This is a genomic window from Streptomyces sp. NPDC003036 (assembly GCF_040611175.1).
Taxonomy (GTDB): Bacteria; Actinomycetota; Actinomycetes; order Streptomycetales; family Streptomycetaceae; genus Streptomyces.
Window position 1 is genome coordinate 1 of the sequence record NZ_JBEXNO010000056.1, and the last position, 21,525, is coordinate 21,525.

Annotated in this window: 17 protein-coding genes; 8 read left to right on the forward strand and 9 right to left on the reverse strand. The window is 72.3% G+C overall.

Going from position 1 to position 21,525, the window contains the following annotated elements:
• Window positions 1-118: 118 nt before the first annotated feature.
• Complete coding sequence (locus tag ABZX67_RS30185; protein ID WP_005319466.1) at window positions 119-307, reverse strand: DUF5703 family protein; 189 nt, start codon at window positions 305-307, stop codon at window positions 119-121.
• A gap of 47 nt (window positions 308-354) precedes the next feature.
• Between ABZX67_RS30185 and ABZX67_RS30190 the strand changes: the two genes are divergently transcribed.
• Complete coding sequence (locus ABZX67_RS30190) at window positions 355-1,023, forward strand: hypothetical protein (protein ID WP_355366847.1); 669 nt, start codon at window positions 355-357, stop codon at window positions 1,021-1,023.
• Between the two features lie 50 nt (window positions 1,024-1,073).
• On the opposite strand, the gene ABZX67_RS30195 is transcribed toward ABZX67_RS30190, so the two are convergent.
• Together ABZX67_RS30195 and ABZX67_RS30200 are read right to left on the reverse strand one after the other, a co-directional pair.
• Window positions 1,074-3,263 carry a helix-hairpin-helix domain-containing protein gene (locus tag ABZX67_RS30195; protein WP_355366850.1) on the reverse strand — a complete coding sequence of 730 codons (2,190 nt, stop codon included), beginning with the start codon at window positions 3,261-3,263 and terminating at the stop codon, window positions 1,074-1,076.
• A complete protein-coding gene (locus ABZX67_RS30200) occupies window positions 3,260-4,243 on the reverse strand; it encodes an aldo/keto reductase (RefSeq protein WP_355366853.1) in 984 nt (327 codons plus the stop codon). Before ABZX67_RS30200 ends, ABZX67_RS30195 begins: the two co-directional genes overlap by 4 nt.
• A 146-nt stretch (window positions 4,244-4,389) precedes the next feature.
• Here ABZX67_RS30200 and ABZX67_RS30205 point away from each other — a divergent pair, with 146 nt between their 5' ends.
• Both ABZX67_RS30205 and ABZX67_RS30210 read left to right on the forward strand, forming a co-directional pair.
• Complete coding sequence (locus ABZX67_RS30205; RefSeq protein WP_355366856.1) at window positions 4,390-5,442, forward strand: LLM class F420-dependent oxidoreductase; 1,053 nt, start codon at window positions 4,390-4,392, stop codon at window positions 5,440-5,442.
• Window positions 5,443-5,710: 268 nt separating this feature from the next.
• On the forward strand, window positions 5,711-6,496 hold the full coding sequence (locus ABZX67_RS30210; RefSeq protein ID WP_355366859.1) for a ferritin-like domain-containing protein: 786 nt from the start codon (window positions 5,711-5,713) through the stop codon (window positions 6,494-6,496).
• A gap of 57 nt (window positions 6,497-6,553) precedes the next feature.
• Here ABZX67_RS30210 and corA read toward each other — a convergent pair whose 3' ends face one another.
• On the reverse strand, window positions 6,554-7,549 hold the full coding sequence (gene corA / locus ABZX67_RS30215) for a magnesium/cobalt transporter CorA (protein ID WP_355366934.1): 996 nt from the start codon (window positions 7,547-7,549) through the stop codon (window positions 6,554-6,556).
• Window positions 7,550-7,601: 52 nt separating this feature from the next.
• Here corA and ABZX67_RS30220 point away from each other — a divergent pair, with 52 nt between their 5' ends.
• The 4 genes from ABZX67_RS30220 (at window position 7,602) to mshC (ending at window position 11,145) form a co-directional block, all read left to right on the forward strand.
• Window positions 7,602-8,288, forward strand: a complete 687-nt coding sequence (locus ABZX67_RS30220; RefSeq protein ID WP_355366862.1) for a histidine phosphatase family protein — start codon at window positions 7,602-7,604, stop codon at window positions 8,286-8,288.
• Window positions 8,289-8,378: 90 nt separating this feature from the next.
• Entirely contained in the window at window positions 8,379-8,969 is a 591-nt protein-coding gene (locus ABZX67_RS30225; protein ID WP_355366865.1) for a DUF3090 domain-containing protein, read from the forward strand.
• On the forward strand, window positions 8,933-9,772 hold the full coding sequence (locus tag ABZX67_RS30230) for an SCO1664 family protein (RefSeq protein ID WP_355366868.1): 840 nt from the start codon (window positions 8,933-8,935) through the stop codon (window positions 9,770-9,772). Before ABZX67_RS30225 ends, ABZX67_RS30230 begins: the two co-directional genes overlap by 37 nt.
• Before the next feature lie 143 nt (window positions 9,773-9,915).
• Complete coding sequence (gene mshC / locus ABZX67_RS30235) at window positions 9,916-11,145, forward strand: cysteine--1-D-myo-inosityl 2-amino-2-deoxy-alpha-D-glucopyranoside ligase (protein WP_355366870.1); 1,230 nt, start codon at window positions 9,916-9,918, stop codon at window positions 11,143-11,145.
• A gap of 111 nt (window positions 11,146-11,256) precedes the next feature.
• Here mshC and ABZX67_RS30240 read toward each other — a convergent pair whose 3' ends face one another.
• From ABZX67_RS30240 to ABZX67_RS30260, 5 genes are all read right to left on the reverse strand, one after another.
• Complete coding sequence (locus ABZX67_RS30240; RefSeq protein ID WP_355366873.1) at window positions 11,257-12,291, reverse strand: PAC2 family protein; 1,035 nt, start codon at window positions 12,289-12,291, stop codon at window positions 11,257-11,259.
• Between the two features lie 177 nt (window positions 12,292-12,468).
• Complete coding sequence (locus ABZX67_RS30245) at window positions 12,469-14,079, reverse strand: glycerol-3-phosphate dehydrogenase/oxidase (protein WP_355366876.1); 1,611 nt, start codon at window positions 14,077-14,079, stop codon at window positions 12,469-12,471.
• A gap of 6 nt (window positions 14,080-14,085) precedes the next feature.
• Entirely contained in the window at window positions 14,086-15,612 is a 1,527-nt protein-coding gene (gene glpK, locus ABZX67_RS30250; protein WP_355366879.1) for a glycerol kinase GlpK, read from the reverse strand.
• A gap of 38 nt (window positions 15,613-15,650) precedes the next feature.
• A complete protein-coding gene (locus ABZX67_RS30255) occupies window positions 15,651-16,442 on the reverse strand; it encodes an MIP/aquaporin family protein (RefSeq protein ID WP_355366882.1) in 792 nt (263 codons plus the stop codon).
• A 408-nt stretch (window positions 16,443-16,850) separates the two neighbouring features.
• Window positions 16,851-17,615 carry an IclR family transcriptional regulator gene (locus ABZX67_RS30260; RefSeq protein ID WP_355366885.1) on the reverse strand — a complete coding sequence of 255 codons (765 nt, stop codon included), beginning with the start codon at window positions 17,613-17,615 and terminating at the stop codon, window positions 16,851-16,853.
• Window positions 17,616-17,876: 261 nt separating this feature from the next.
• On the opposite strand from ABZX67_RS30260, the gene metH reads away from it, so the two are divergent.
• Window positions 17,877-21,410: a methionine synthase gene (gene metH / locus ABZX67_RS30265; protein WP_355366888.1), complete on the forward strand. Its 3,534-nt coding sequence runs from the start codon at window positions 17,877-17,879 to the stop codon at window positions 21,408-21,410.
• Window positions 21,411-21,525 lie beyond the last annotated feature (115 nt).

A 21,525-nucleotide genomic window follows, 5' to 3' on the forward strand; every position in this document is an offset into this window, starting at 1 on the left:
GGGGCCTTCCCGCGACTCCACTCACTCCACCGCCAGCAGGCCCTCCCGCAGCCGCGCGGTGATCCGTGCCAGCAGCCGGGACACATGCATCTGCGCCCGCTCCGTCCTGTGCGCCACCTCACCAGGTGGCGCGTACCTGACGGATGATGCGCCGGCGCAGCCGCACACGGCGGCTGCCGTCCCGGTGCAGACTCAGTCGGTCCAACTCCCAGTGTCCGTACTCGGCATGGTCGGTCAGCAGACGGGTCGCCTCCTTGCGGGACACCCCGCGAGGTACGTACACGTCGACAAATTCGTATTCCGGCATCGCATCTATTGTGCAAGCACGGGCTTCGTACGGATAGCGTCTGGGGTATGTCTGATGCTGCGCAGCCCACCGCTGCCGAGGTACGCGCCGCCGCCGAGGCGGTCAAAGCCGCACTGGACCGCCACCTGGAGGCGGTCGAGAACCGCACCGGTGACGACGACCCGGCCGTCTACGCCGCGTTCAACGACCTCGCCGCGGCGGCCGAGGCGTACGACGAACGTCTCTACGACCGCTACGACGAGGTCACGCCCTTCGAGATCCCGGGCGTGGAGGACTCCCTGCCGCCCTACGAGGGCCCCGAGGAGCCGAGCGCCCTCACCGTGCTGATCCGCCGCGACTACGCCGTGGCCGAGCCCCACCGGCTGCTGGCCCAGGCGCAGCGCATCGCCGACCTGGACCGGGGGGACCGCGAGGAGGACGGCGCGGACGCGGCCGCGGTGGTGGGGTCGAGCGTGCACGCCGCGCTCGGCGTGCTCTTCGGCGAGTTCGAGCCGGACGAGATCGCCTCGCGGCACAAGGAGTTCGGCCTGGAGGAGGGCGACTCGACGCTCTGGGTCGCCGCCGCGGACGAGCTCCCCGAACCGGGCGAATGGCTGAGCACGCCCTTCGACCAGGCGGACCCGGGGCGGGTGATCTGCCGCTTCGACGTGAGCGCGGTGTTCGACGAGGACGAGCTCCACGGCGACCCGGACGACGCCCCGCCCGGCAGCTCCTGACCCGTGGGGCGCCCCCCGCCCGGCCGACCCGGGCGGGGGCTGCCCCGTGCCTACTCCTGCGGCGCCGCCAGCAGCGACTCCAGCAGCGCGCGCAGACGGGTCGTCCGGGGCGCGGGCAGCACCTCGGCGACCGCGCGGGGGAGGGCCTGGTCCACGCCGTGCACCACCGACAGATGCCGCTCGGCGCGGCTGAACGCGGTGTACACCCACGCCCGGTTCAGGCCCTGCGCCGCGTCGCCCGGCAGGACCACGACGGCCGCGGGCCAGCGCGCGCCCGCCGCCTGGTGCGCGGTCAGCGCCCAGCCGTGGCGGACCGCCGACTCCACCCGTTCCTTCGGCACGACGATCCGCTCGCCCTCGCAGTCGAGGTGCAGCCCCTGCGCGTCCGCCGACACCACCGTGCCCGGCACCGTACGGCCCGGCGCCGGGGCGTACGCGACACGGTCGCCCGGGTCGAAGCCGCCGAAGCGGCCCGGCCCCGGGTTGAGCTGCTGCTTCAGCGCCGCGTTCAGCGCCCGTGTGCCCGCCGAGCCGCCGTGGCCGACGGTGATCACCCGGGTCTGCTCGGCGGGGATCCCGAACGCCCGCGGCACCGAGTCCGCGACCAGCTGCACCGTACGGTGTACGGCCTCGCCCGCGTCCCGCACCGGGACGATCACGACCTCCTTGCCCGGCGCCTCCACCTGGTGCAGCTCGCCGATCCCGATGCCGGAGACCAGCTCACCCAGGGGTCCCGGATCCGGCGTGCGGGAGGCGATCTGCGGGCACACCCGCGCCGCCAGGACGTCCGCGAACACCCGCCCCGCGCCCGCGGACCACAGCACCCCCGGATCGCCGCTCAGCACCAGCCGGCAGCCGTCCGGCAGGGACTCCACCAGCATCGCGGCGGTCTCCACGTCCAGCTGCGGGGCGTCCAGCACCACCAGCAGGTCCAGTGCGGCCGTGTCCACGGCTCCCGAGAGCAGGCCGGCGACCGTCACCGTCTCCACGGCGTGGTCCGCGTCCGCGCCTTCGCCGAGCCTGCGGCGGCCGTTCTCCGTGTACGCGGCCACGGCGGCCCGCAGGCCCAGCCCGTGCGCCGCCTCGGCCAGGGCCAGCGGCTCCGCGCGGGACGCCTCGCCGCCCGTGTGCGCGACCAGCCCGTGCTCGGCGACCGCGCGGGTCAGCTCGGTCGGCTCGGCGGCCTCCCAGCGGGGGTCGGGCCCCGACTTGGCCAGCCGGGCCAGGCCGTCGGCGAGGCTCTCCTCGGCGAGCGCGTACCGGTCCAGCCCGAGCAGCACGGGCGCCGGCTCCGCAGGGTCGGCGGACGCCTCGGCGGCCTCCTCCTCCGGTTCTTCCTCCGGCTCCTCCTCCTCGTGGAAGACGAGCACCACGCCTTCGGCGATGGCGTGCCGTACGGCCTCGTCGGGCTCGGGAACCGAGCGCTCGGCCAGCGCCGCGCGCACGGCGGCCGCCTCCAGCGCCGTGTGCCCCTGGAGCGCCGCCCGTTCCAGCAGCCATCCGATGAGCGCGGCCGCCCGGCGCTCGTCACCCGGTCCGCACTCCGCGCCGAGCAGCGCCCGCGCGAAGCCGTCGGCCTGCTCGGGCAGTACGCCCGGCACCACCAGCAGCTGCCACGGGTCGTCGCGCAGCACCTGCGCCGCCGACTCGCCGAGCACGGTCGCCACCCGGACGGCGAGGGCCTCGGGTGCGCCGCCCTCGGCCAGCACCGCCCGCACGGCCGCCACGGTGTCGGCGTCGGCCGTACGCGGCGGGCGCGGGGCCTCGATGATCCGGGGCCGCTCGGGCGCGGACGGCTCGGGGGCGGGGCGCCGGGGTGCGGGCGCGGGGGAGTCCAGGAAGGAGGCGGCGGGCTTCTCGCCGCTCTCCACGGCCCGGACCGCCGCGAGCAGGTCCGCCGCCCGCCCGCTGAGCTTGGTGCCCGCCTCGATGGGCCCGGCCTGCTCGGCCTTGCGCCGCTCGATGCGGGCCCGCAGCTCCCGCTGGGCGGCCAGCTCGGCCTCCGCCTCGGAGAGCCCCGCCGAGCCCTGCTCCGCACCCGCCTCCGAGTTCTGCTCCGCACCCGCCTCCGAGCCAGGCTCCGTGCCCGGCTCAGGGCTCTCCTCCGTACCCGCCTCCGAGCTCTCCTCCGCGGTGGCCTCGGCCTCGCCCTCGGCCGGCACGCCCGGTTCGGGCTCCACAGCGGGGGCCTGGTCGTCGGAGGAGGGGCCGGGGGCGGTCCCCCGGGGAAGCGCGGTCACAGCGTGCTCCAGTCCTGGTCGGGATAGCGGTGCACCGGGGCGGACACATCGTCCAGCGCCCGGCGGATCTCGTCTGGAAGACTAAGGCTCTCCACTGACAGCGCCTCGCCGAGCTGCCGCGCGTCGCGTGCGCCGACGATCGGCGCCACCACCCCCGGCCGGTCCCGCACCCACGCCAGCGCCACGTGCAGCGGGGTGGTCGCGAGCCCGTCCGCCGCCGTCACCACCGCGTCCACGATCCGGCTCGACGCCTCCTCCAGGTACGGCTCCACGAACGCCGCCAGCCGCTCCGACGCGCCCCGCGAGTCGGCCGGGGTGGCGTGCCGGTACTTGCCCGTCAGCACCCCCCGTCCCAGCGGCGACGACGGCAGCAGGCCCACGCCCAGGTCCCGCGCGGCGGGCAGCACCTCGCGCTCCACGCCCCGCTGGAGCAGCGAGTACTCCATCTGCGTGCTGGCCAGCCGGGCCCGTATCCCGCTGTGCGCGAGCTGCCAGGTGGCCGCCTTCGCCAGCTGCCAGCCGCAGAAGTTCGACACGCCCACATACCGCGCGCGTCCGCTGCTCACCGCGATGTCGAGGGCCTGGAGCGTCTCCTCCAGCGGCGTCTCGGGGTCGTAGGCGTGGATCTGCCACAGGTCCACGTAGTCCGTGCCCAGCCGGGCCAGCGAGGCGTCGAGCGCCGCCAGCAGATGGCCGCGCGAGCCGTCGAACCGCCGGTCCGGGTCCGGCACGCTGCCGGCCTTCGTCGCGATGACCAGATCCCGCCGCGGCACGAGCCGCTCCACGAGCTGCCCGAGCAGATACTCCGCCTCGCCGCCGCCGTACACGTCCGCCGTGTCGATCAGCGTCCCGCCCGCTTCCCAGAACAGCTTCAGCTGGTCCGCGGCGTCGTGCTCGTCGGTGTCCCGGCCCCACGTGAGGGTGCCGAGCCCGATCCGGGACACACGCAGGCCCGTACGGCCGAGATGCCTCTGCTCCATGGTCGCGAGATTACTGGCCAAGGGCGCACGCGCAGAGACCCTGTGGACAACCTCCCCGACCCCCGTCCCCTGCCGCACCGGGGGCCCGCGCGCTAGAGTCCGGCACCAGGACATTACTGATGGGTAGATGAGTGAGAGGGGCCGGTATGCGGCTTGGCATCAACCTCGGCTACTGGGGCGCCGGCATGGACGGCGACAATCTCGCCGTCGCCCAGGAGGCCGACCGCCTCGGCTACGACGTGTGCTGGGCCGCGGAGGCGTACGGCTCCGACGCCCCGACCGTCCTGGCCTGGGTCGCCGCGCAGACCGAGAACATCGACATCGGCTCGGCGATCATGCAGATCCCGGCCCGCCAGCCCGCCATGACGGCGATGACGGCCGCGACCCTCGACACGCTCTCCGGCGGCCGGTTCCGCCTCGGCCTCGGCGTCTCCGGCCCGCAGGTCTCCGAGGGCTGGTACGGCGTGAAGTTCGACAAGCCGCTCTCCCGGACCCGGGAGTACGTCGAGATCGTCCGCAAGGCGATGGCACGCGAGCGCCTGACCCACGAGGGCGAGCACTGGACCCTCCCGCTCCCGGGCGGCCCCGGCAAGCCCATCAAGCTGACCGTGCACCCGCAGCGCGAGCACATCCCGCTCTACATCGCGGCCATCGGCCCGAAGAACCTGGAGCAGACCGGCGAGATCGCCGACGGCGCGCTGCTGATCTTCCCCTCCGCCGAACACCTGGAGGAGACCGCGCTGCGGCACCTGCGCGCGGGCCGCGAGAAGGCCGGCCTGACCATGGAGGGCTTCGACGTCGTCCCGACCGTCCCGCTCGCCCTCGGCGACGACATCCCCGCGCTCGCCGACACCTTCCGCCCGTACACCGCCCTGTACGTCGGCGGCATGGGCAGCCGCAAGCAGAACTTCTACAACCAGCTCGCCCAGCGCATGGGGTACGAGAAGGAAGCCGCCGAGATCCAGGAGAAGTACCTCTCCGGCGACAAGGCGGGCGCGGCGGCCGCCGTACCCCACCGGCTGATCGACCAGACCACGCTGCTGGGCTCCGTGGAGCGGATCGCCGACCGGATGGCGGCCTACGCGGCGGCCGGTGTCACCACGCTGACGCTCGCCCCGGCCGGCTTCACCCTGGAGGAGCGGATCGCCGCGCTCCGGGCCGGTACGGAGGCCCTGGAGCGCGCCGGCCTCGCGGACTAGCCGGTCGCGTCCGCCGCGGGCGGACAAGCCTGCGGCCGTGGTGGGGGCTCGGGGTCATCCCCGCCACGGCCGTCACGCTGCACAACGCGCCACCGCCCCCGTCGGTTACTGCCTGGACGCGCCGGGAAGCCCCCGGTCCGCCTCCACGCTGCTCCTTTCGGCGGAGTTGGCCCGTGGCCCTGTTGCCACGCCCTCCTCGCCGCACTTGACTCGTTCTTTGCGTGAGTGCGGACAAACAGGGCCGACCGCCCTGTACGGAGGTGCAGTGATGCTTTCGGCGCGAAGCCTGTTCCAGGAGATCCTGGACAACGACGACTCCTACCAGCTGTTCTGTTCCATCGCCGCCAGCGGCGAAGCCCAGGGCGGGTGGGAGAACGCCCGGATCGCCGCCCTCGTCCCCGAGAGCATGAGCGAGCTCGCCCCCAAGATCACCCGGCACGGCGCCGACGAGGACAAGCACGGCCGGATCTTCCACGCCCTGCTCAAGAAGCGCGGCCTGGACCCGGTCCCCGTCCCGCCGGAGACCGACTACACCATGCTGCTGGAGCGGCGCGGCATCGGCCTGGCCCACGACAAGCTCCGCCGCGACGAGCCGCTGACGGAGCACGACATCGTCGTCTACCTGTCCCACAGCCGGGTCACCGAGCAGCGCGCCGCCGACCAGATGGACATGCTGGTCAAGCACTTCTCCGACCACCCCGAGGTGGGCAAGGCCATCCGCATGATCTGCAACGACGAGGACAACCACCTCGCGTACTGCCACGAGGAGCTGCTGCGCCTCGCGCGCGCCGGACACGGCCGCACCATCCAGCGCACCCTGCGCGAGTCCGCCCTCGTCGAGATCGAGGTCTACCGCGACGTCAGCCTCGCCGTCATGGACCACATGGGCCGCCTCCTGAAGTGGCCCCGCCCCAAGAGGACGGCCCTCGCCCTCGGCATCCGGGCCATGTACGCGTACGAACGGGCCGGTGGCTGGCGGCGCATGGTCGGCCTCACCATGCCCCAGCGGCGCGACGCGCTCGGCGGCCCGGCCGAGCCGGCCCCGGCCTTCTGACGAGCCGGCCCGGTCCCCGCGTACGACGGCCCCGACGGGACCGGGCCGACGGAACCCCTAGAGCCAGCCGCGGCGCTTGAAGAGCCGGTACAGGCCCGCGCACGCGACGGCCATCAGGACGATCACCATGGGGTAGCCGAACACCCAGTCCAGCTCCGGCATGTGCTCGAAGTTCATGCCGTAGACGCCCGCGACCATCGTGGGCACCGCCGCCATCGCCGCCCACGCCGAGATCTTGCGCATGTCGTCGTTCTGGCGCACGCCCATCTGCGCGAGGTGCGCCGAAAGAATGTCCGAAAGCAGTCGGTCCAGCCCCTCCACCTGCTCGGTGGCCCGGGTCAGGTGGTCACTGACGTCCCGGAAGAACGGCTGGGCCTCCTCGTTCACGAACGGCACGCCCGCGCCCGCGAGCCGGGTCATCGGCGCGGCCAGCGGACCGGTGGCCCGCCGGAACTCCAGGACCTGGCGCTTGAACGTGTAGATCCGCGAGGCCGTGTTCTTGGAGTCGCCGCCCGTGGGCTGGAAGACCTCCGTCTCCATCTCCTCCAGGTCGACCTGGAGCTCGCCCGCCACCTCTATGTAGTGGTCCACGACGGCGTCGCTGATCGCGTACAGCACCGACGTCGGCCCGTGCCGGAGCAGCTCCGGCTCCGCCTCCAGCCGCTTGCGGACGGCCCCCAGCGGCGCGCCCTCGCCGTGCCGGACGGTGACCACGAAGGAGTCGCCCATGAACACCATCAGCTCGCCGGTGGTGACGGTGTCGCCCTGCGGCTCGTACACCACCGGCTTGAGGACCATGAACAGCGAGTCGTCGTACACCTCCAGCTTCGGCCGCTGGTGCGCCTTGAGGGCGTCCTCCACGGCGAGCGGGTGGAGCCCGAACTCCTCCGCGACGTGATCGAACTCACTCTCCGTCGGCTCGTGCAACCCGATCCACAGGAACGCGTCGCCGCCCCACGCTCTTGCCTGGTCCAAGGCGTCGGAGAAGTCTGAGGGGCCCTCGCTGCGGTGCCCGTCCCGATAGATGGCGCAGTCCACGATCACGGCGCGTATTCTTCCCCGCCCTCGCGCCTTTGCACTCCCCAATCCGCCTAGGCTGGCAGGCATGGCCACGCTGATCCTCGTAAGGCACGGACGTTCGACCGCCAACACGGCCGGTGTGCTCGCGGGCTGGACGCCCGGTGTCGCGCTCGACGAGCGCGGCGCCGCGCAGGCCGCCGCGCTGCCCGGGCGGCTGGCCGGCGTGCCGATAGCCGCCGCCGTCACCAGCCCGCTCCAGCGCTGCAGGGAGACCCTCCAGCCGCTGCTGGACGCCCGTCCCGAGCTGCCGGTGCACACCGACGAGCGGATCGGCGAGTGCCGGTACGGCGACTGGTCGGGGCGCAAGCTCGCCGAGCTCGCCGACGAACCGCTGATGGAGGTCGTCCAGCAGCACCCGTCCGCCGCGGCCTTCCCCGGCGGGGAGTCGGTCCGCGCCATGCAGGCGCGCGCCGTCGACGCCGTACGGGAGTGGAACGCGCGCGTGGAGGCGGAGTACGGCGAGGACGCCGTGTATCTGATGTGCTCGCACGGCGACATCATCAAGTCCCTGGTGGCCGACGCCCTCGGCCTGCACCTCGATCTCTTCCAGCGGGTCCACGTGGATCCCTGCTCCGTGACCGTGATCCGTTACACCCGGTTGCGGCCGTTTCTCGTACGGCTCGGCGACACCGGCGACTTCGCGGCGCTGATACCGCGCGAGCGGTCCGGCGGAGGGGCGGCGGAGGTGGGCGGCGGCGCGGGCGCACCGTGATCGCCCGGCACAGTAGGGTGGACGGGCCGAAGTGCCGTCGGACCGCATGCCGTCGCACCGCACAACTCAAGGACGCAAGGGAGAGGGAACGTGTCCCGTCAGGTGTTCCTCTATGACCCACCGGAGCGCTTCGTGGCCGGCACGGTCGGGCTGCCGGGGCGCCGTACGTTCTTCCTGCAGGCGTCCGCCGGCGGCCGGGTCACCAGCGTCGCGCTGGAGAAGACGCAGGTGGCCGCGCTCGCCGAGCGGATCGACGAACTGCTCGACGAGGTGGTACGGCGCACCGGCGGCAACGCCCCGGTCCCGGCCGTGGCTCCCCCCGACACCGCCGACACGGCCCCCCTGGACGCCCCCATCGAGGAGGAGTTCCGGGTGGGCACGATGGCGCTCGCGTGGGACGGCGAGAACCAGCGCATGATCGTCGAGGCGCAGGCGCTCGTCGAACTCGACGCGGACTCCGAGGAGGACCTCGCCGAGGCCGAGGAGCGGCTGCTCCAGGACGAGGAGAACGGCCCGCCGATGCTGCGCGTCCGGCTCACCGGGGCCCAGGCGCGGGCCTTCGCCAAGCGCGCCCTCGACGTCGTCAACGCCGGCCGGCCGCCGTGCCCGCTGTGCAGCCTGCCGCTCGATCCGGAAGGACACGTATGCCCGCGTCAGAACGGATACCGCCGAGGGGCCTGACCGGCCTCGACGTGGTGGAGCAGCTCGATCTGCTCGCCGAGGGGGAGCTGACCGTACGCGGCCAGGTCCGCGAGGCGTCCAACGCGGTGCTGCTCTGTTCCGTCGCGCACGAAGGCCGGGAAGCCGACTGCGTCTACAAGCCCGTCGCGGGGGAGCGCCCCCTGTGGGACTTCCCGGACGGGACCCTGGCGCAGCGCGAGGTCGCGGCGTACGAGGTGTCCGAGGCGACCGGCTGGGGCCTGGTCCCGCCGACGGTCCTGCGGGACGGGCCGTACGGTCCGGGCATGGTCCAGCTGTGGATCGACGGCGACCCCTCGGCCACCCCGCTCCTCTCCCTCGTCGACGAGGACGAGCCGGGGGAGGGCTGGAAGGCGGTGGGCCTCGCGGAGGTCGGCGAGGGCCGCACGGCGCTGCTCGTCCACGCCGACGACGTACGGCTGCGACGGCTCGCCGTCCTGGACGCGGTGATCAACAACGGCGACCGCAAGGGCGGGCACCTGCTGCCGGGGCCGGACGGGCGGCTGTACGCCATCGACCACGGCGTGACCTTCCACGTGGACGACAAGCTGCGCACGCTGCTGTGGGGCTGGGCGGGCGAGCCGCTCCCGGAGGAGGCGCTCGAGGTCCTGGCCCGCCTGGACGCCGCCCTCGCCCCCGGCGCGGCCCTCGCCACCCGCCTGGCCGAGCTGCTCACGCCCGCCGAGGTGACGGCGGCCCGGGACCGGGTGGCGGAGCTGCGCAAGTCCGCCCGCCACCCCGAGCCGTCGGGGCAGTGGCCCGCGATCCCCTGGCCCCCGGTCTGACGCACCCCGGCCCTCCCGGCGCCCCGGCCACGGCGTGACCAGGCGCCACCTGCACAAACGGCGCCGCAACGCAAGAGTGCCCATCGCGTCATGATCGTGGATCCGGTTCGTATCCGGAACACCCGTCCGGTTACGCTCGTGCCATGCATGCCTGGCCCGCTTCTGAGGTCCCCGCCCTGCCCGGCAAGGGCCGCGACCTCCGGATCCACGACACCGCGACCGGCGGGCGAGTGACCCTCGCCCCCGGCCCCGTCGCCCGTATCTACGTCTGCGGCATCACGCCGTACGACGCGACCCACATGGGTCACGCGGCGACCTACAACGCGTTCGACCTCGTTCAGCGCGTGTGGCTCGACACCAAGCGGCAGGTCCACTACGTCCAGAACGTCACCGACGTCGACGACCCGCTCCTGGAGCGGGCCCAGCGGGACGGCATCGACTGGGTCGGCCTCGCCGAGCGCGAGACCGCGCTGTTCCGCGAGGACATGACCGCCCTGCGGATGCTGCCGCCGCAGCACTACATCGGTGCCGTCGAGGCGATACCCGGCATCGTGCCGCTCATCGAGCGGCTGCGCGACGCCGGCGCCGCGTACGAACTCGAAGGGGACATCTACTTCTCCGTCGAGGCGGACCCGCACTTCGGCGAGGTGTCCCGCTACGACCACGAGGTCATGCGGGCCCTGTCCGCCGAGCGCGGCGGCGACCCGGACCGCCCGGGCAAGAAGAACCCCCTCGACCCGATGCTGTGGATGGCCGCCCGCGAGGGCGAGCCCAGCTGGGACGGCGCCAGCCTCGGCCCCGGACGGCCCGGCTGGCACATCGAGTGCGTGGCCATCGCCCTCGACCACCTCGGCATGGGCTTCGACGTCCAGGGCGGGGGCTCGGACCTGATCTTCCCGCACCACGAGATGGGCGCCTCGCACGCGCAGGCCCTGACCGGCGAGCACCCGTTCGCCAAGGCGTACGTGCACGCCGGGATGGTCGCCCTCCACGGCGAGAAGATGTCCAAGTCCAAGGGCAATCTGGTCTTCGTCTCCAAGCTCCGCCGCGACGGCGTCGACCCGGCCGCCATCCGGCTCACGCTCCTCGCCCACCACTACCGCGCCGACTGGGAGTGGACCGACCAGGTCCTCCAGGACGCCGTCGAGCGGCTCGGCCGCTGGCGCGCCGCCGTCTCCCGCCCCGACGGCCCGTCCGCCGACGCCCTGGTCGAGGAAGTACGCGAGGCGCTCGCCGACGACCTCGACACCCCGCGCGCACTGGCGGCCGTGGACCGCTGGGCCGCGCTCCAGGAGTCCGGCGGCGGCACGGACGAGACCGCGCCCGGTCTCGTCTCCCGTACCGTTGACGCGCTGATGGGCGTCGCGCTGTAGCGCCTTCTGCCCGACGCACCGTCAGACGACGTGCCCAGGTTGCCGTCCGGCAGCCGGGACCATGACGGAGGGGCGGCACCGATTCCTCGGTGCCGCCCCTCCGACGTGCTCTCACTCCTCGGCGGAGCCGCCTTCCTCACCGGGATCAGGCCCGGAATCAGGCCCGGGATCGGTCTCCCGCTTCGGCGGCTTCGGCGGCCGCGTACGACCGCTGGAGGTGTCGCGCAGGTACGAGCTGTCGCCCATGTCGGTCGCGTGCCCCGGAGCGGCTCCCTGGCCCCCGGCCCCTGGACCGGTGCCCGGGCCGCCGTCGCGCCGCCGCAGGTACCGCTCGAACTCCCGGGCGATGGCCTCGCCCGACGCCTCCGGCAGCTCCGCGGTGTCCCGCGCCTCCTCCAGCGTCTGCACGTACTCCGCCACCTCGCTGTCCTCCGAGGCGAGCTGGTCGACGCCGACCTGCCAGGCCCGCGCGTCCTCCGCCAGCTCGCCCAGCGGGATGCGCAGGTCGATCAGGTCCTCCAGCCGGTTGAGCAGCGCCAGCGTCGCCTTCGGGTTCGGCGGCTGCGACACGTAGTGCGGCACCGCCGCCCACAGGCTCACCGCCGGCACGCCCGCGTGCGTGCACGCCTCCTGGAGGATGCCGACGATGCCCGTCGGCCCTTCGTACCGGGTCTCCTCCAGGTCCATGGTGCGCGCCAGGTCCGGGTCGGACGTCACGCCGGTGACCGGCACCGGCCGGGTGTGCGGGGTGTCGCCGAGCAGCGCGCCCAGGATCACCACCATCTCCACGCCCAGCTCATGGGCGAAGCCCAGCAGCTCGTTGCAGAACGAGCGCCAGCGCATCGACGGTTCGATACCGCGGACCAGCACCAGATCACGCGGCTTGTCGCCGCCCACCCGGACCACCGACAGTCTGGTGGTGGGCCAGGTGATCTTCCGTACCCCGCCGTCCAGGTACACCGTGGGGCGGTTGACCTGGAAGTCGTAGTAGTCCTCGGCGTCGAGCGCCGCGAACACCTCGCCCTTCCACTCCCGCTCCAGGTGCGCGACCGCGGTGGAGGCGGCGTCGCCGGCGTCGTTCCAGCCCTCGAACGCGGCCACCATGACCGGGTCGATCAGCTCGGGAACCCCCTCGAGCTCGATCACCCAGGCCTCCTTCCGAAGTTCCGTGCGTACGAACCAACCTTACGGCTTCCAGGGGGCCCGGCCGCAGCCCCTGTACACGTCCGAGTGCTCTGTTCGAGCCCGGGCGGCCACCCCCGGGAAGCGGGGGAGGGCGGCCCCCGCCGGGAGCCGCCCTCGTCGCCACAAGACCCCGCGGGATCAGGCCTTCTTGCCGAGCATGTCCTCGACCTTGGCGCGGATCTCGTCCGTCGCCAGGCCACGGATCGTCAGCGTCGTACGGCGGCGCAGCACGTCGTCCGCCGTCTCCGCCCACTCGTGGTCCCGGGCGTAGGCGACCTGCGCCCAGATCTCCGGGGCGTCCGGGTGGATGCGCTCGCCCAGCTCCGGGTTGTCGTACGCCATGCGCGCGATGTCGAAGGAGAGCGAGCCGTAGTGCGTCGCCAGGTGGCGGGCGGTGTCGGCGGCCATGCGCGGGCCCGGCGTACCGCCGTCGACCAGCAGCCGGTGCGCCACGGCGTTGGGGTTGGCTATGCCGGGCAGCGGGAGCTTCTTCGGCAGGGCCGAGATCGGCTCCATGTCCTCGCCGAGGGGGCCGCCGGGCAGGGACGCCAGCTTGTTCATGACCGTACGGCCGATGTGGCGGAAGGTCGTCCACTTTCCGCCGGCCACCGACAGCATGCCGCCGCGGCCCTCGGTCACGACCGTCTCGCGCTTGGCCTTGGAGGTGTCGCCGGGGCCGCCGGGCAGCACCCGCAGACCGGCGAAGGAGTACGTGATCAGGTCCCGGGACAGCTGCTGGTCGCGGATGGAGAACGCGGCCTCGTCCAGGATCTGGGTGACGTCCTTGTCGTTGACCGCGACCTCGCCCGGGTCGCCCTCGTACTCCTCGTCGGTCGTACCGAGCAGCAGCATGTCCTCCCAGGGGAGGGCGAAGGTGATGCGGTACTTGTCGATGGGGGTGGCGAGCGCGGCCCGCCAGGGGGAGGTGCGCTTCAGGACCAGGTGCGCGCCCTTGGAGAGGCGGATGGAGGGGGCCGCGTTCGGGTCCTCCATGCGGCGCAGGTGGTCCACCCAGGGGCCGGTGGCGTTGAGCACGAGGCGCGCGTCGACGCCGAACTCCTCGCCGCCGAGGCGGTCCTTGAGGTCCGCGCCGGTGACCCGGCCGCGGGTGAAGCGCAGGCCGGTGACCTCGGCGTGGTTGAGGACGGTGGCGCCCGCGTCGACGGCGGCGCGCACGGTCATCAGCGCCATGCGCGCGTCGTTCATCTGGTCGTCCCCGTACACGGCGACGGCCTTGAGGTTGTCGGTGCGCAGCTCCGGCACGTCCTGGGCGGCCTTGGCCGGGCTGAGCAGGTGGCCGACGCCGTCGCCGAAGGCGGAGAGCGCCGAGTAGGCGAAGACGCCCGCGCCGAGCTTGGCGGCGCCGTGCGGGCCGCCCTTGTAGACCGGCAGGTAGAAGGTGAGCGGGTTCGCCAGGTGCGGGGCCACCTGGCGGGAGACCGCACGGCGCTCGAAGTGGTTCTCCGCGACCAGCTTCACCGCGCCGGTCTGCAGGTAACGCAGGCCGCCGTGGAGCAGCTTGGAGGAGGCGGAGGAGGTGGCGCCGGCGAAGTCGCCGGCGTCCACCAGGGCCACCCGCAGCCCGGACTGGGCGGCGTGCCAGGCGGTGGAGATGCCCAGGATGCCGCCGCCGATCACCAGGAGGTCGTACGTCGCCTTGGAGAGCTGCTCCCGCGTCTCCGCACGGCTCGGCAGGGAACCGGCAGCCGGGTGCGTCCCGAGGGCAGGGACGCTCTGCAGGGTGGTCATGTCGATTTACTCCTCGTCCTCGATCCAGCCCATGGTCCGCTCGACGGCCTTGAGCCAGTTCTTGTACTCGCGGTCGCGGGTGTCCGCGTCCATGCGGGGGGTCCATTCGGCGGCACGGCGCCAGTTGGCGCGCAGCGCCTCGGTGTCGGGCCAGAAGCCGACGGCCAGACCGGCGGCGTAGGCGGCGCCGAGGCAGGTGGTCTCGGCGACCATCGGGCGCACGACGGGTGCGTCCAGGAAGTCCGAGAGGGTCTGCATCAGCAGGTTGTTGGAGGTCATGCCGCCGTCGACCTTGAGCGCGGCGAGCTCGACGCCGGAGTCCTTGGTCATGGCGTCGGTGATCTCGCGGGTCTGCCAGGCGGTGGCCTCCAGCACGGCGCGGGCGATGTGCGCCTTGGTGACGTACCGGGTGAGGCCGGCGATCACACCGCGGGCGTCGGAGCGCCAGTACGGGGCGAAGAGACCGGAGAAGGCCGGCACGAAGTACGCGCCGCCGTTGTCCTCGACGGAGGAGGCGAGGGTCTCGATCTCGGCGGCGGTGCTGATCAGGCCCATCTGGTCGCGCATCCACTGCACCAGGGAGCCGGTGACGGCGATGGAGCCTTCCAGGGCGTAGACCGGGGCCTGGTCGCCGATCTTGTAGCCGACGGTGGTGATGAGGCCCGAGTAGGAGTTGATGATCTTCTCGCCGGTGTTCAGCAGCAGGAAGGTGCCCGTGCCGTACGTCGACTTCGCCTCGCCCTCGGAGAAGCAGGTCTGGCCGAAGAGGGCGGCCTGCTGGTCGCCGAGCGCGGAGGCGACCGGGACGCCGTCGAGGACGCCGCCCTTGACGGTGCCGTAGACCTCGGCGGAGGAGCGGATCTCCGGCAGGACCGTCATCGGGACCTCCATGGACTGGGCGATCTTGTCGTCCCACTCCATGGTGTGGAGGTTCATCAGCATGGTCCGGGAGGCGTTGGTGACGTCGGTGACGTGGCGACCGCCGTCCACACCGCCCGTGAGGTTCCAGATGACCCAGGAGTCCATGGTGCCGAAGAGGATGTCGCCGCGCTCGGCGCGCTCGCGCAGGCCCTCGACGTTGTCGAGCAGCCAGCGCACCTTCGGCCCGGCGAAGTACGACGCGAGCGGCAGGCCGGTCTCGCGGCGGAAGCGGTCCTGGCCGACGTTGCGGCCGAGCTCCCGGCAGAGGGCGTCGGTGCGGGTGTCCTGCCAGACGATGGCGTTGTGGACGGGCTCACCGGTGTTCTTGTCCCACAGCAGCGTGGTCTCGCGCTGGTTGGTGATGCCGATGGCCTTGACGTCGGCGGCGGTGATGCCGGCCTTCTCGATGGCGCCGGCGACGACCTCCTGGACGTTGGTCCAGATCTCCGTCGCGTTGTGCTCCACCCAGCCGGGCTTGGGGAAGATCTGCTCGTGCTCCTTCTGGTCGACGGAGACGATGCGTCCGTCGCGGTCGAAGACGATGCAGCGGCTGGAGGTGGTGCCCTGGTCGATGGCCGCGATGAAGGGGCCGGTGGTGTGTGCGTCGGTCACGGTTGCTCCCGGAAGTCGGTAAGAGGACGAAGGACGGCTCAGGCGAAGGCGATGGTGTAGATACCCGCGGCGAGGGCTCCGCCGATCAGCGGGCCGGCGACGGGGATCCAGGCGTACCCCCAGTCGGAGCCGCCCTTGTTCGGCAGCGGGAGCAGGGCGTGCACGATGCGCGGACCGAGGTCGCGGGCCGGGTTGATGGCGTAACCGGTCGGGCCGCCGAGCGAGAGGCCGATGCTGACCACGACGAGCGCCGTGATCAGGGCGCCGAGGGTGCCGAGACCCTTGCCGCTGTCGTTGAGGCCTTGCGTGAGGACCGCGAGGACGAGCACCGCGGTGCCGATGATCTCGGTGGCGAGGTTCTGCCACACGTTGCGGATCTCGGGGCCGGTGGAGAAGACGCCGAGGACGGGCCCGGCCTTGGCGGCGCTCTCGTTGTGCGGGCCTTCGATGGCCTTGTCCGCGGGGTCACCCACGATCTCGCGATCGGTGAGGTGCGCGTGGAACTGGCCGTAGTACGCGATCCAGACCAGCGCGGCGCCGATCATGGCACCGAGGAGCTGGCCCGCGAAGTAGACGGGGACGTTCTTCCAGTCCCCGTCCTTGATCGCGATGCCGACGGTGACGGCCGGGTTGAGATGGGCGCCCGACAGGGAACCCGTCATGTAGACCGCGGTCAGGACCGCGAAGCCCCACCCGAAGGTGATGGCCAGCCAGCCGGCGCTCTGCGCCTTCGAGCGCTTCAGCGTGACGGCGGCGCACACGCCACCGCCGAGCAGGATGAGTACGGCGGTACCAATGATCTCGCCGATGAAGATGTCGGAGCTGGACACCCGCGACTCCTTTGTCCTTCGTCCAGGGGAAGGCGAACCCCGGGTCCCTCCGGTGGTCCGCGCCCTCGGCTGAGGGCGTTAACCGGCCTCCTGGCGTTGCCACACTCTAGCGCCTATTGCCGGTAGGTGTTCGACAATGCCGACCGATGAACGGCAGTTTTGCCGTCGGTTAAACGCGGCGTCAATGGGTTCGGCTGGCCGAAACGCGTTCGTTACCAGGCCTGAGGCGGCAGGGAAGCGCCCGGCCCCGGGCGTGCGGCGCGGAGCCCGGAAGGGCCTGGGGGCAAGACGGTGCGCCCCTCGGAGGGGTGTCCTCGGAGGGGATGTGGACGGTCTGGGGGTGCGCGGCGGCGCAAGCCGCCCGAGGCCCGGGGCGCGTGCGTCGGAGGCGTCGGCCTCGCGCGCGGGTCAGAAGCGGCTCGCGCCCAGGTCGCGGGAGACGGCGCGGGCGCAGTCCCGTACCGCCGCGATCAGCTCCGAGCGCAGCTCGCCGTCGTTGCAGACCCGCTCCACCGCGCCCGTGATGGCGACCGCGCCGACCGGCATCCGGCGCCGGTCGTGGATGGGCGCCGCCACCGAGGCCACGCCCTCCCAGGTCTCCTCCACGTCGGCCGCCCAGCCGCGCGCCCGCGTCATCTCCAGTACGGTCTCGAAGTCGTCCAGCGTCGTGATGGTGCGCGGCGTGAAGGCCTTGCGGTCGGCCTCCACGGCCTCGCTGTGCGCCACCGGGTCGTACGCCGAGAGCACCTTGCCCAGCGCCGTGGAGTGCAGCGGCTGCATCGCCCCGACCTCCAGCACTTGGCGGCTGTCGTCCGGGCGGAAGACGTGGTGGATGACGAGCACGCCGTGCTGGTGCAGCACGCCCAGGTGGACGCTCTCGCCGCTGGAGCGGGCCAGGTCGTCCGTCCACACCAGGGCCCGCGCCCGCAGCTCGTGCACGTCCAGATAGCTGTTGCCCAGCCGCAGCAGCTCCGCGCCCAGCTGGTAGCGCCCGGAGGTCGGGTCCTGCTCGACGAAACCCTCCGCCTGGAGGGTGCGCAGGATGCCGTGCGCCGTGCCCTTCGCGAGATCCAGCGACGAGGCGATGTCGGACAGACCGAGACGGCGCTCCCCACCCGCGAGCAGGCGCAGCATCGCCGCCGCTCGTTCAAGCGACTGGATGTTCTTCGGCATCGCCCCGGCCCTTCTTTCACAGTTCGACAATGCTGAACACTATCGGCCGATGCCGACCTTGAGCCACACCCGAGGAGTAACCCGAGGAGTACTCGGAAACCGGCCATCCCCGGCGCACCCCCGACAGCTTGGGGACAGCATGCAGTCCGGCACGTGGAACGAGATGTCCACCCCAGGGGGTACGCGGTTACCCTGACCCGGTGCGCTTCCCACTGGATGGAGGCGCAAAGCCGACAGCCGTCGCATCTAGGGAGCACTTCCATGGCCTCGTCGCCGACCCCTTCCGCTGACAGCAATCAGATCACTGACAGCAGGACCCGAGCCGCCGCCCTCCGCGAGGCCCTCGCCACCCGTGTGGTCGTGGCCGACGGAGCCATGGGCACCATGCTCCAGGCGCAGGACCCGAGCCTCGAGGACTTCGAGAACCTCGAAGGCTGCAACGAGATCCTGAACGTCACCCGCCCCGACATCGTGCGCGCGGTCCACGACGCGTACTTCGCCGTGGGCGTGGACTGCGTCGAGACCAACACCTTCGGCGCGAACCTCGCGGCCCTGGGGGAGTACGACATCCCCGAGCGCGTCCACGAGCTGTCCGAGGCCGGCGCCCGGATCGCCCGCGAGGTCGCCGACGAGTACACCGCCTCCACCGGACAGCAGCGCTGGGTGCTCGGCTCCATGGGCCCCGGCACCAAGCTGCCGACGCTCGGCCACGCCCCGTACACCGCGCTCCGCGACGCCTACCAGCAGAACGCCGAGGGCATGATCGCCGGCGGCGCCGACGCCCTGCTCGTGGAGACCACGCAGGACCTGCTCCAGACCAAGGCCGCCGTCCTCGGCGCGCGCCGCGGCCTCGAGGCGCTCGGCGCCGACCTGCCCCTCATCGTCTCCGTCACCGTCGAGACGACGGGCACCATGCTGCTCGGCTCCGAGATCGGCGCGGCGCTCACCGCCCTGGAACCGCTCGGCATCGACATGATCGGGCTGAACTGCGCCACCGGCCCCGCCGAGATGAGCGAGCACCTGCGCTACCTGGCCCGCCACTCGCGCATCCCGCTGTCCTGCATGCCCAATGCCGGCCTGCCGGTCCTGGGCAAGAACGGCGCGCACTACCCGCTGACCGCCCCCGAGCTCGCCGACGCGCAGGAGACCTTCGTGCGCGAGTACGGGCTGTCGCTGGTCGGCGGCTGCTGCGGTACGACCCCCGAGCACCTGCGCCAGGTCGTCGAGCGCGTCCGCGGCCTGAGCCCGTCCCCGCGCGACCCGCGCCCCGAGCCGGGCGCCGCGTCGCTGTACCAGACGGTGCCGTTCCGCCAGGACACCTCGTACCTCGCCATCGGCGAGCGGACGAACGCCAACGGCTCGAAGAAGTTCCGCGAGGCCATGCTGGAAGGCCGCTGGGACGACTGCGTGGAAATGGCCCGCGACCAGATCCGCGAAGGCGCCCACATGCTGGACCTGTGCGTGGACTACGTCGGCCGCGACGGCGTCGCCGACATGGAGGAGCTCGCCGGGCGCTTCGCCACCGCCTCCACGCTGCCGATCGTGCTGGACTCCACCGAGGTCGAGGTCATCCGCGCCGGCCTGGAGAAGCTCGGCGGCCGCGCGGTCATCAACTCGGTGAACTACGAGGACGGCGACGGCCCCGAGTCGCGCTTCGCCAAGGTCACCGCGCTCGCCAAGGAGCACGGCGCCGCCCTGATCGCGCTCACCATCGACGAGGAGGGCCAGGCCCGTACGCCGGAGAAGAAGGTGGAGATCGCCGAGCGGCTGATCGCCGACCTCACCGGCAACTGGGGCATCCACGAGTCGGACATCCTCATCGACACCCTGACCTTCACCATCTGCACCGGCCAGGAGGAGTCCCGCAAGGACGGCATCGCCACCATCGAGGCGATCCGCGAGCTCAAGCGCCGCCACCCGGACGTCCAGACCACGCTCGGCCTGTCGAACATCTCCTTCGGGCTCAACCCGGCCGCCCGCATCCTGCTCAACTCCGTCTTCCTCGACGAGTGCGTCAAGGCGGGCCTCGACTCGGCGATCGTGCACGCCTCCAAGATCCTGCCGATCGCCCGCTTCGACGAGGAGCAGGTCACCACCGCCCTGGACCTCATCTACGACCGGCGCCGCGAGGGCTACGACCCGCTCCAGAAGCTCATGCAGCTGTTCGAGGGCGCCACCGCCAAGTCCCTGAAGGCCGGGGCGGCCGAGGAGCTGGCCGCGCTGCCGCTGGAGGAGCGGCTCAAGCGCCGCATCATCGACGGCGAGCGCAACGGACTGGAGGCCGACCTCGACGAGGCCCTGACCACCCGCCCCGCGCTCGACATCGTCAACGAGACGCTGCTGGACGGCATGAAGGTCGTCGGTGAGCTGTTCGGCTCGGGCCAGATGCAGCTGCCGTTCGTGCTCCAGTCGGCCGAGGTCATGAAGACCGCGGTCGCCTACCTCGAACCCCACATGGAGAAGGTCGAGGGCGAAGAGGCCGGCAAGGGCACCATCGTCCTGGCCACCGTGCGCGGCGACGTCCACGACATCGGCAAGAACCTCGTCGACATCATCCTGTCGAACAACGGCTACAACGTCGTCAACCTCGGCATCAAGCAGCCGGTTTCGGCCATCCTGGAGGCCGCCGACGAGCACAAGGCCGACGTCATCGGCATGTCCGGGCTCCTGGTCAAGTCCACGGTGATCATGAAGGAGAACCTGGAGGAGCTCAACCAGCGCGGCCTGGCCGCCCGCTTCCCCGTCATCCTCGGCGGCGCCGCCCTCACCCGCGCGTACGTCGAGCAGGACCTCCACGAGATCTACGAGGGCGAAGTCCGCTACGCCCGCGACGCGTTCGAGGGCCTGCGCCTGATGGACGCCCTGATCGCCGTCAAGCGCGGCGTTCCCGGCGCCACCCTGCCCGAGCTCAAGCAGCGCCGCGTCAGGGCGGCCGCCACCGTGGTCGAGGAGCCGGCCCCGGAGGGCGGTGTCCGCTCCGACGTCGCCACCGACAACCCGGTGCCCGAGCCGCCGTTCTGGGGCACCCGCGTCGTCAAGGGAATCCCGCTCAAGGACTACGCGTCCTGGCTGGACGAGGGCGCGCTGTTCAAGGGCCAGTGGGGCCTGAAGCAGGCGCGTACCGGGGACGGCCCCACGTACGAGGAGCTCGTGGAGACCGAGGGCCGGCCGCGGCTGCGCGGCTGGCTGGACCGGCTCCACACCGAGAACATGCTCGAGGCCGCCGTCGTCTACGGCTACTTCCCGTGCGTGTCCAAGGGCGACGACCTGATCCTCCTCGACGACAGCGGCCACGAGCGCACGCGGTTCACCTTCCCGCGCCAGCGCCGCGGCCGGCGCCTGTGCCTGGCGGACTTCTTCCGCCCGGAGGAGTCCGGCGAGACCGACGTCGTCGGCCTCCAGGTCGTCACCGTCGGCTCGAAGATCGGCGAGGCCACCGCCGAGCTGTTCGCCGCCGACTCCTACCGCGACTACCTCGAGCTGCACGGCCTGTCCGTCCAGCTCGCCGAGGCCCTCGCCGAGTACTGGCACGCGCGCGTGCGCGCCGAGCTCGGCTTCGCCGGCGAGGACCCGGCCGACGTGGAGGACATGTTCGCGCTGAAGTACCGCGGCGCCCGCTTCTCCCTGGGCTACGGCGCCTGCCCCGACCTGGAGGACCGCGCCAAGATCGCCGACCTCCTCCAGCCGGAGCGCATCGGGGTCCACCTCTCCGAGGAGTTCCAGCTCCACCCCGAGCAGTCCACGGACGCGATCGTGCTCCACCACCCGGAGGCGAAGTACTTCAACGCCCGCTGAAGCAGGCCGCTGGAGCAGGCCGCTGAAGAAGGCCGCTGGAGCAGGTCGCTGAGGCACCTCGCCGAAGCGGCGCAGCGCACAGCAGAAGGCGCGTTTCCGGAACGCGACGTACACT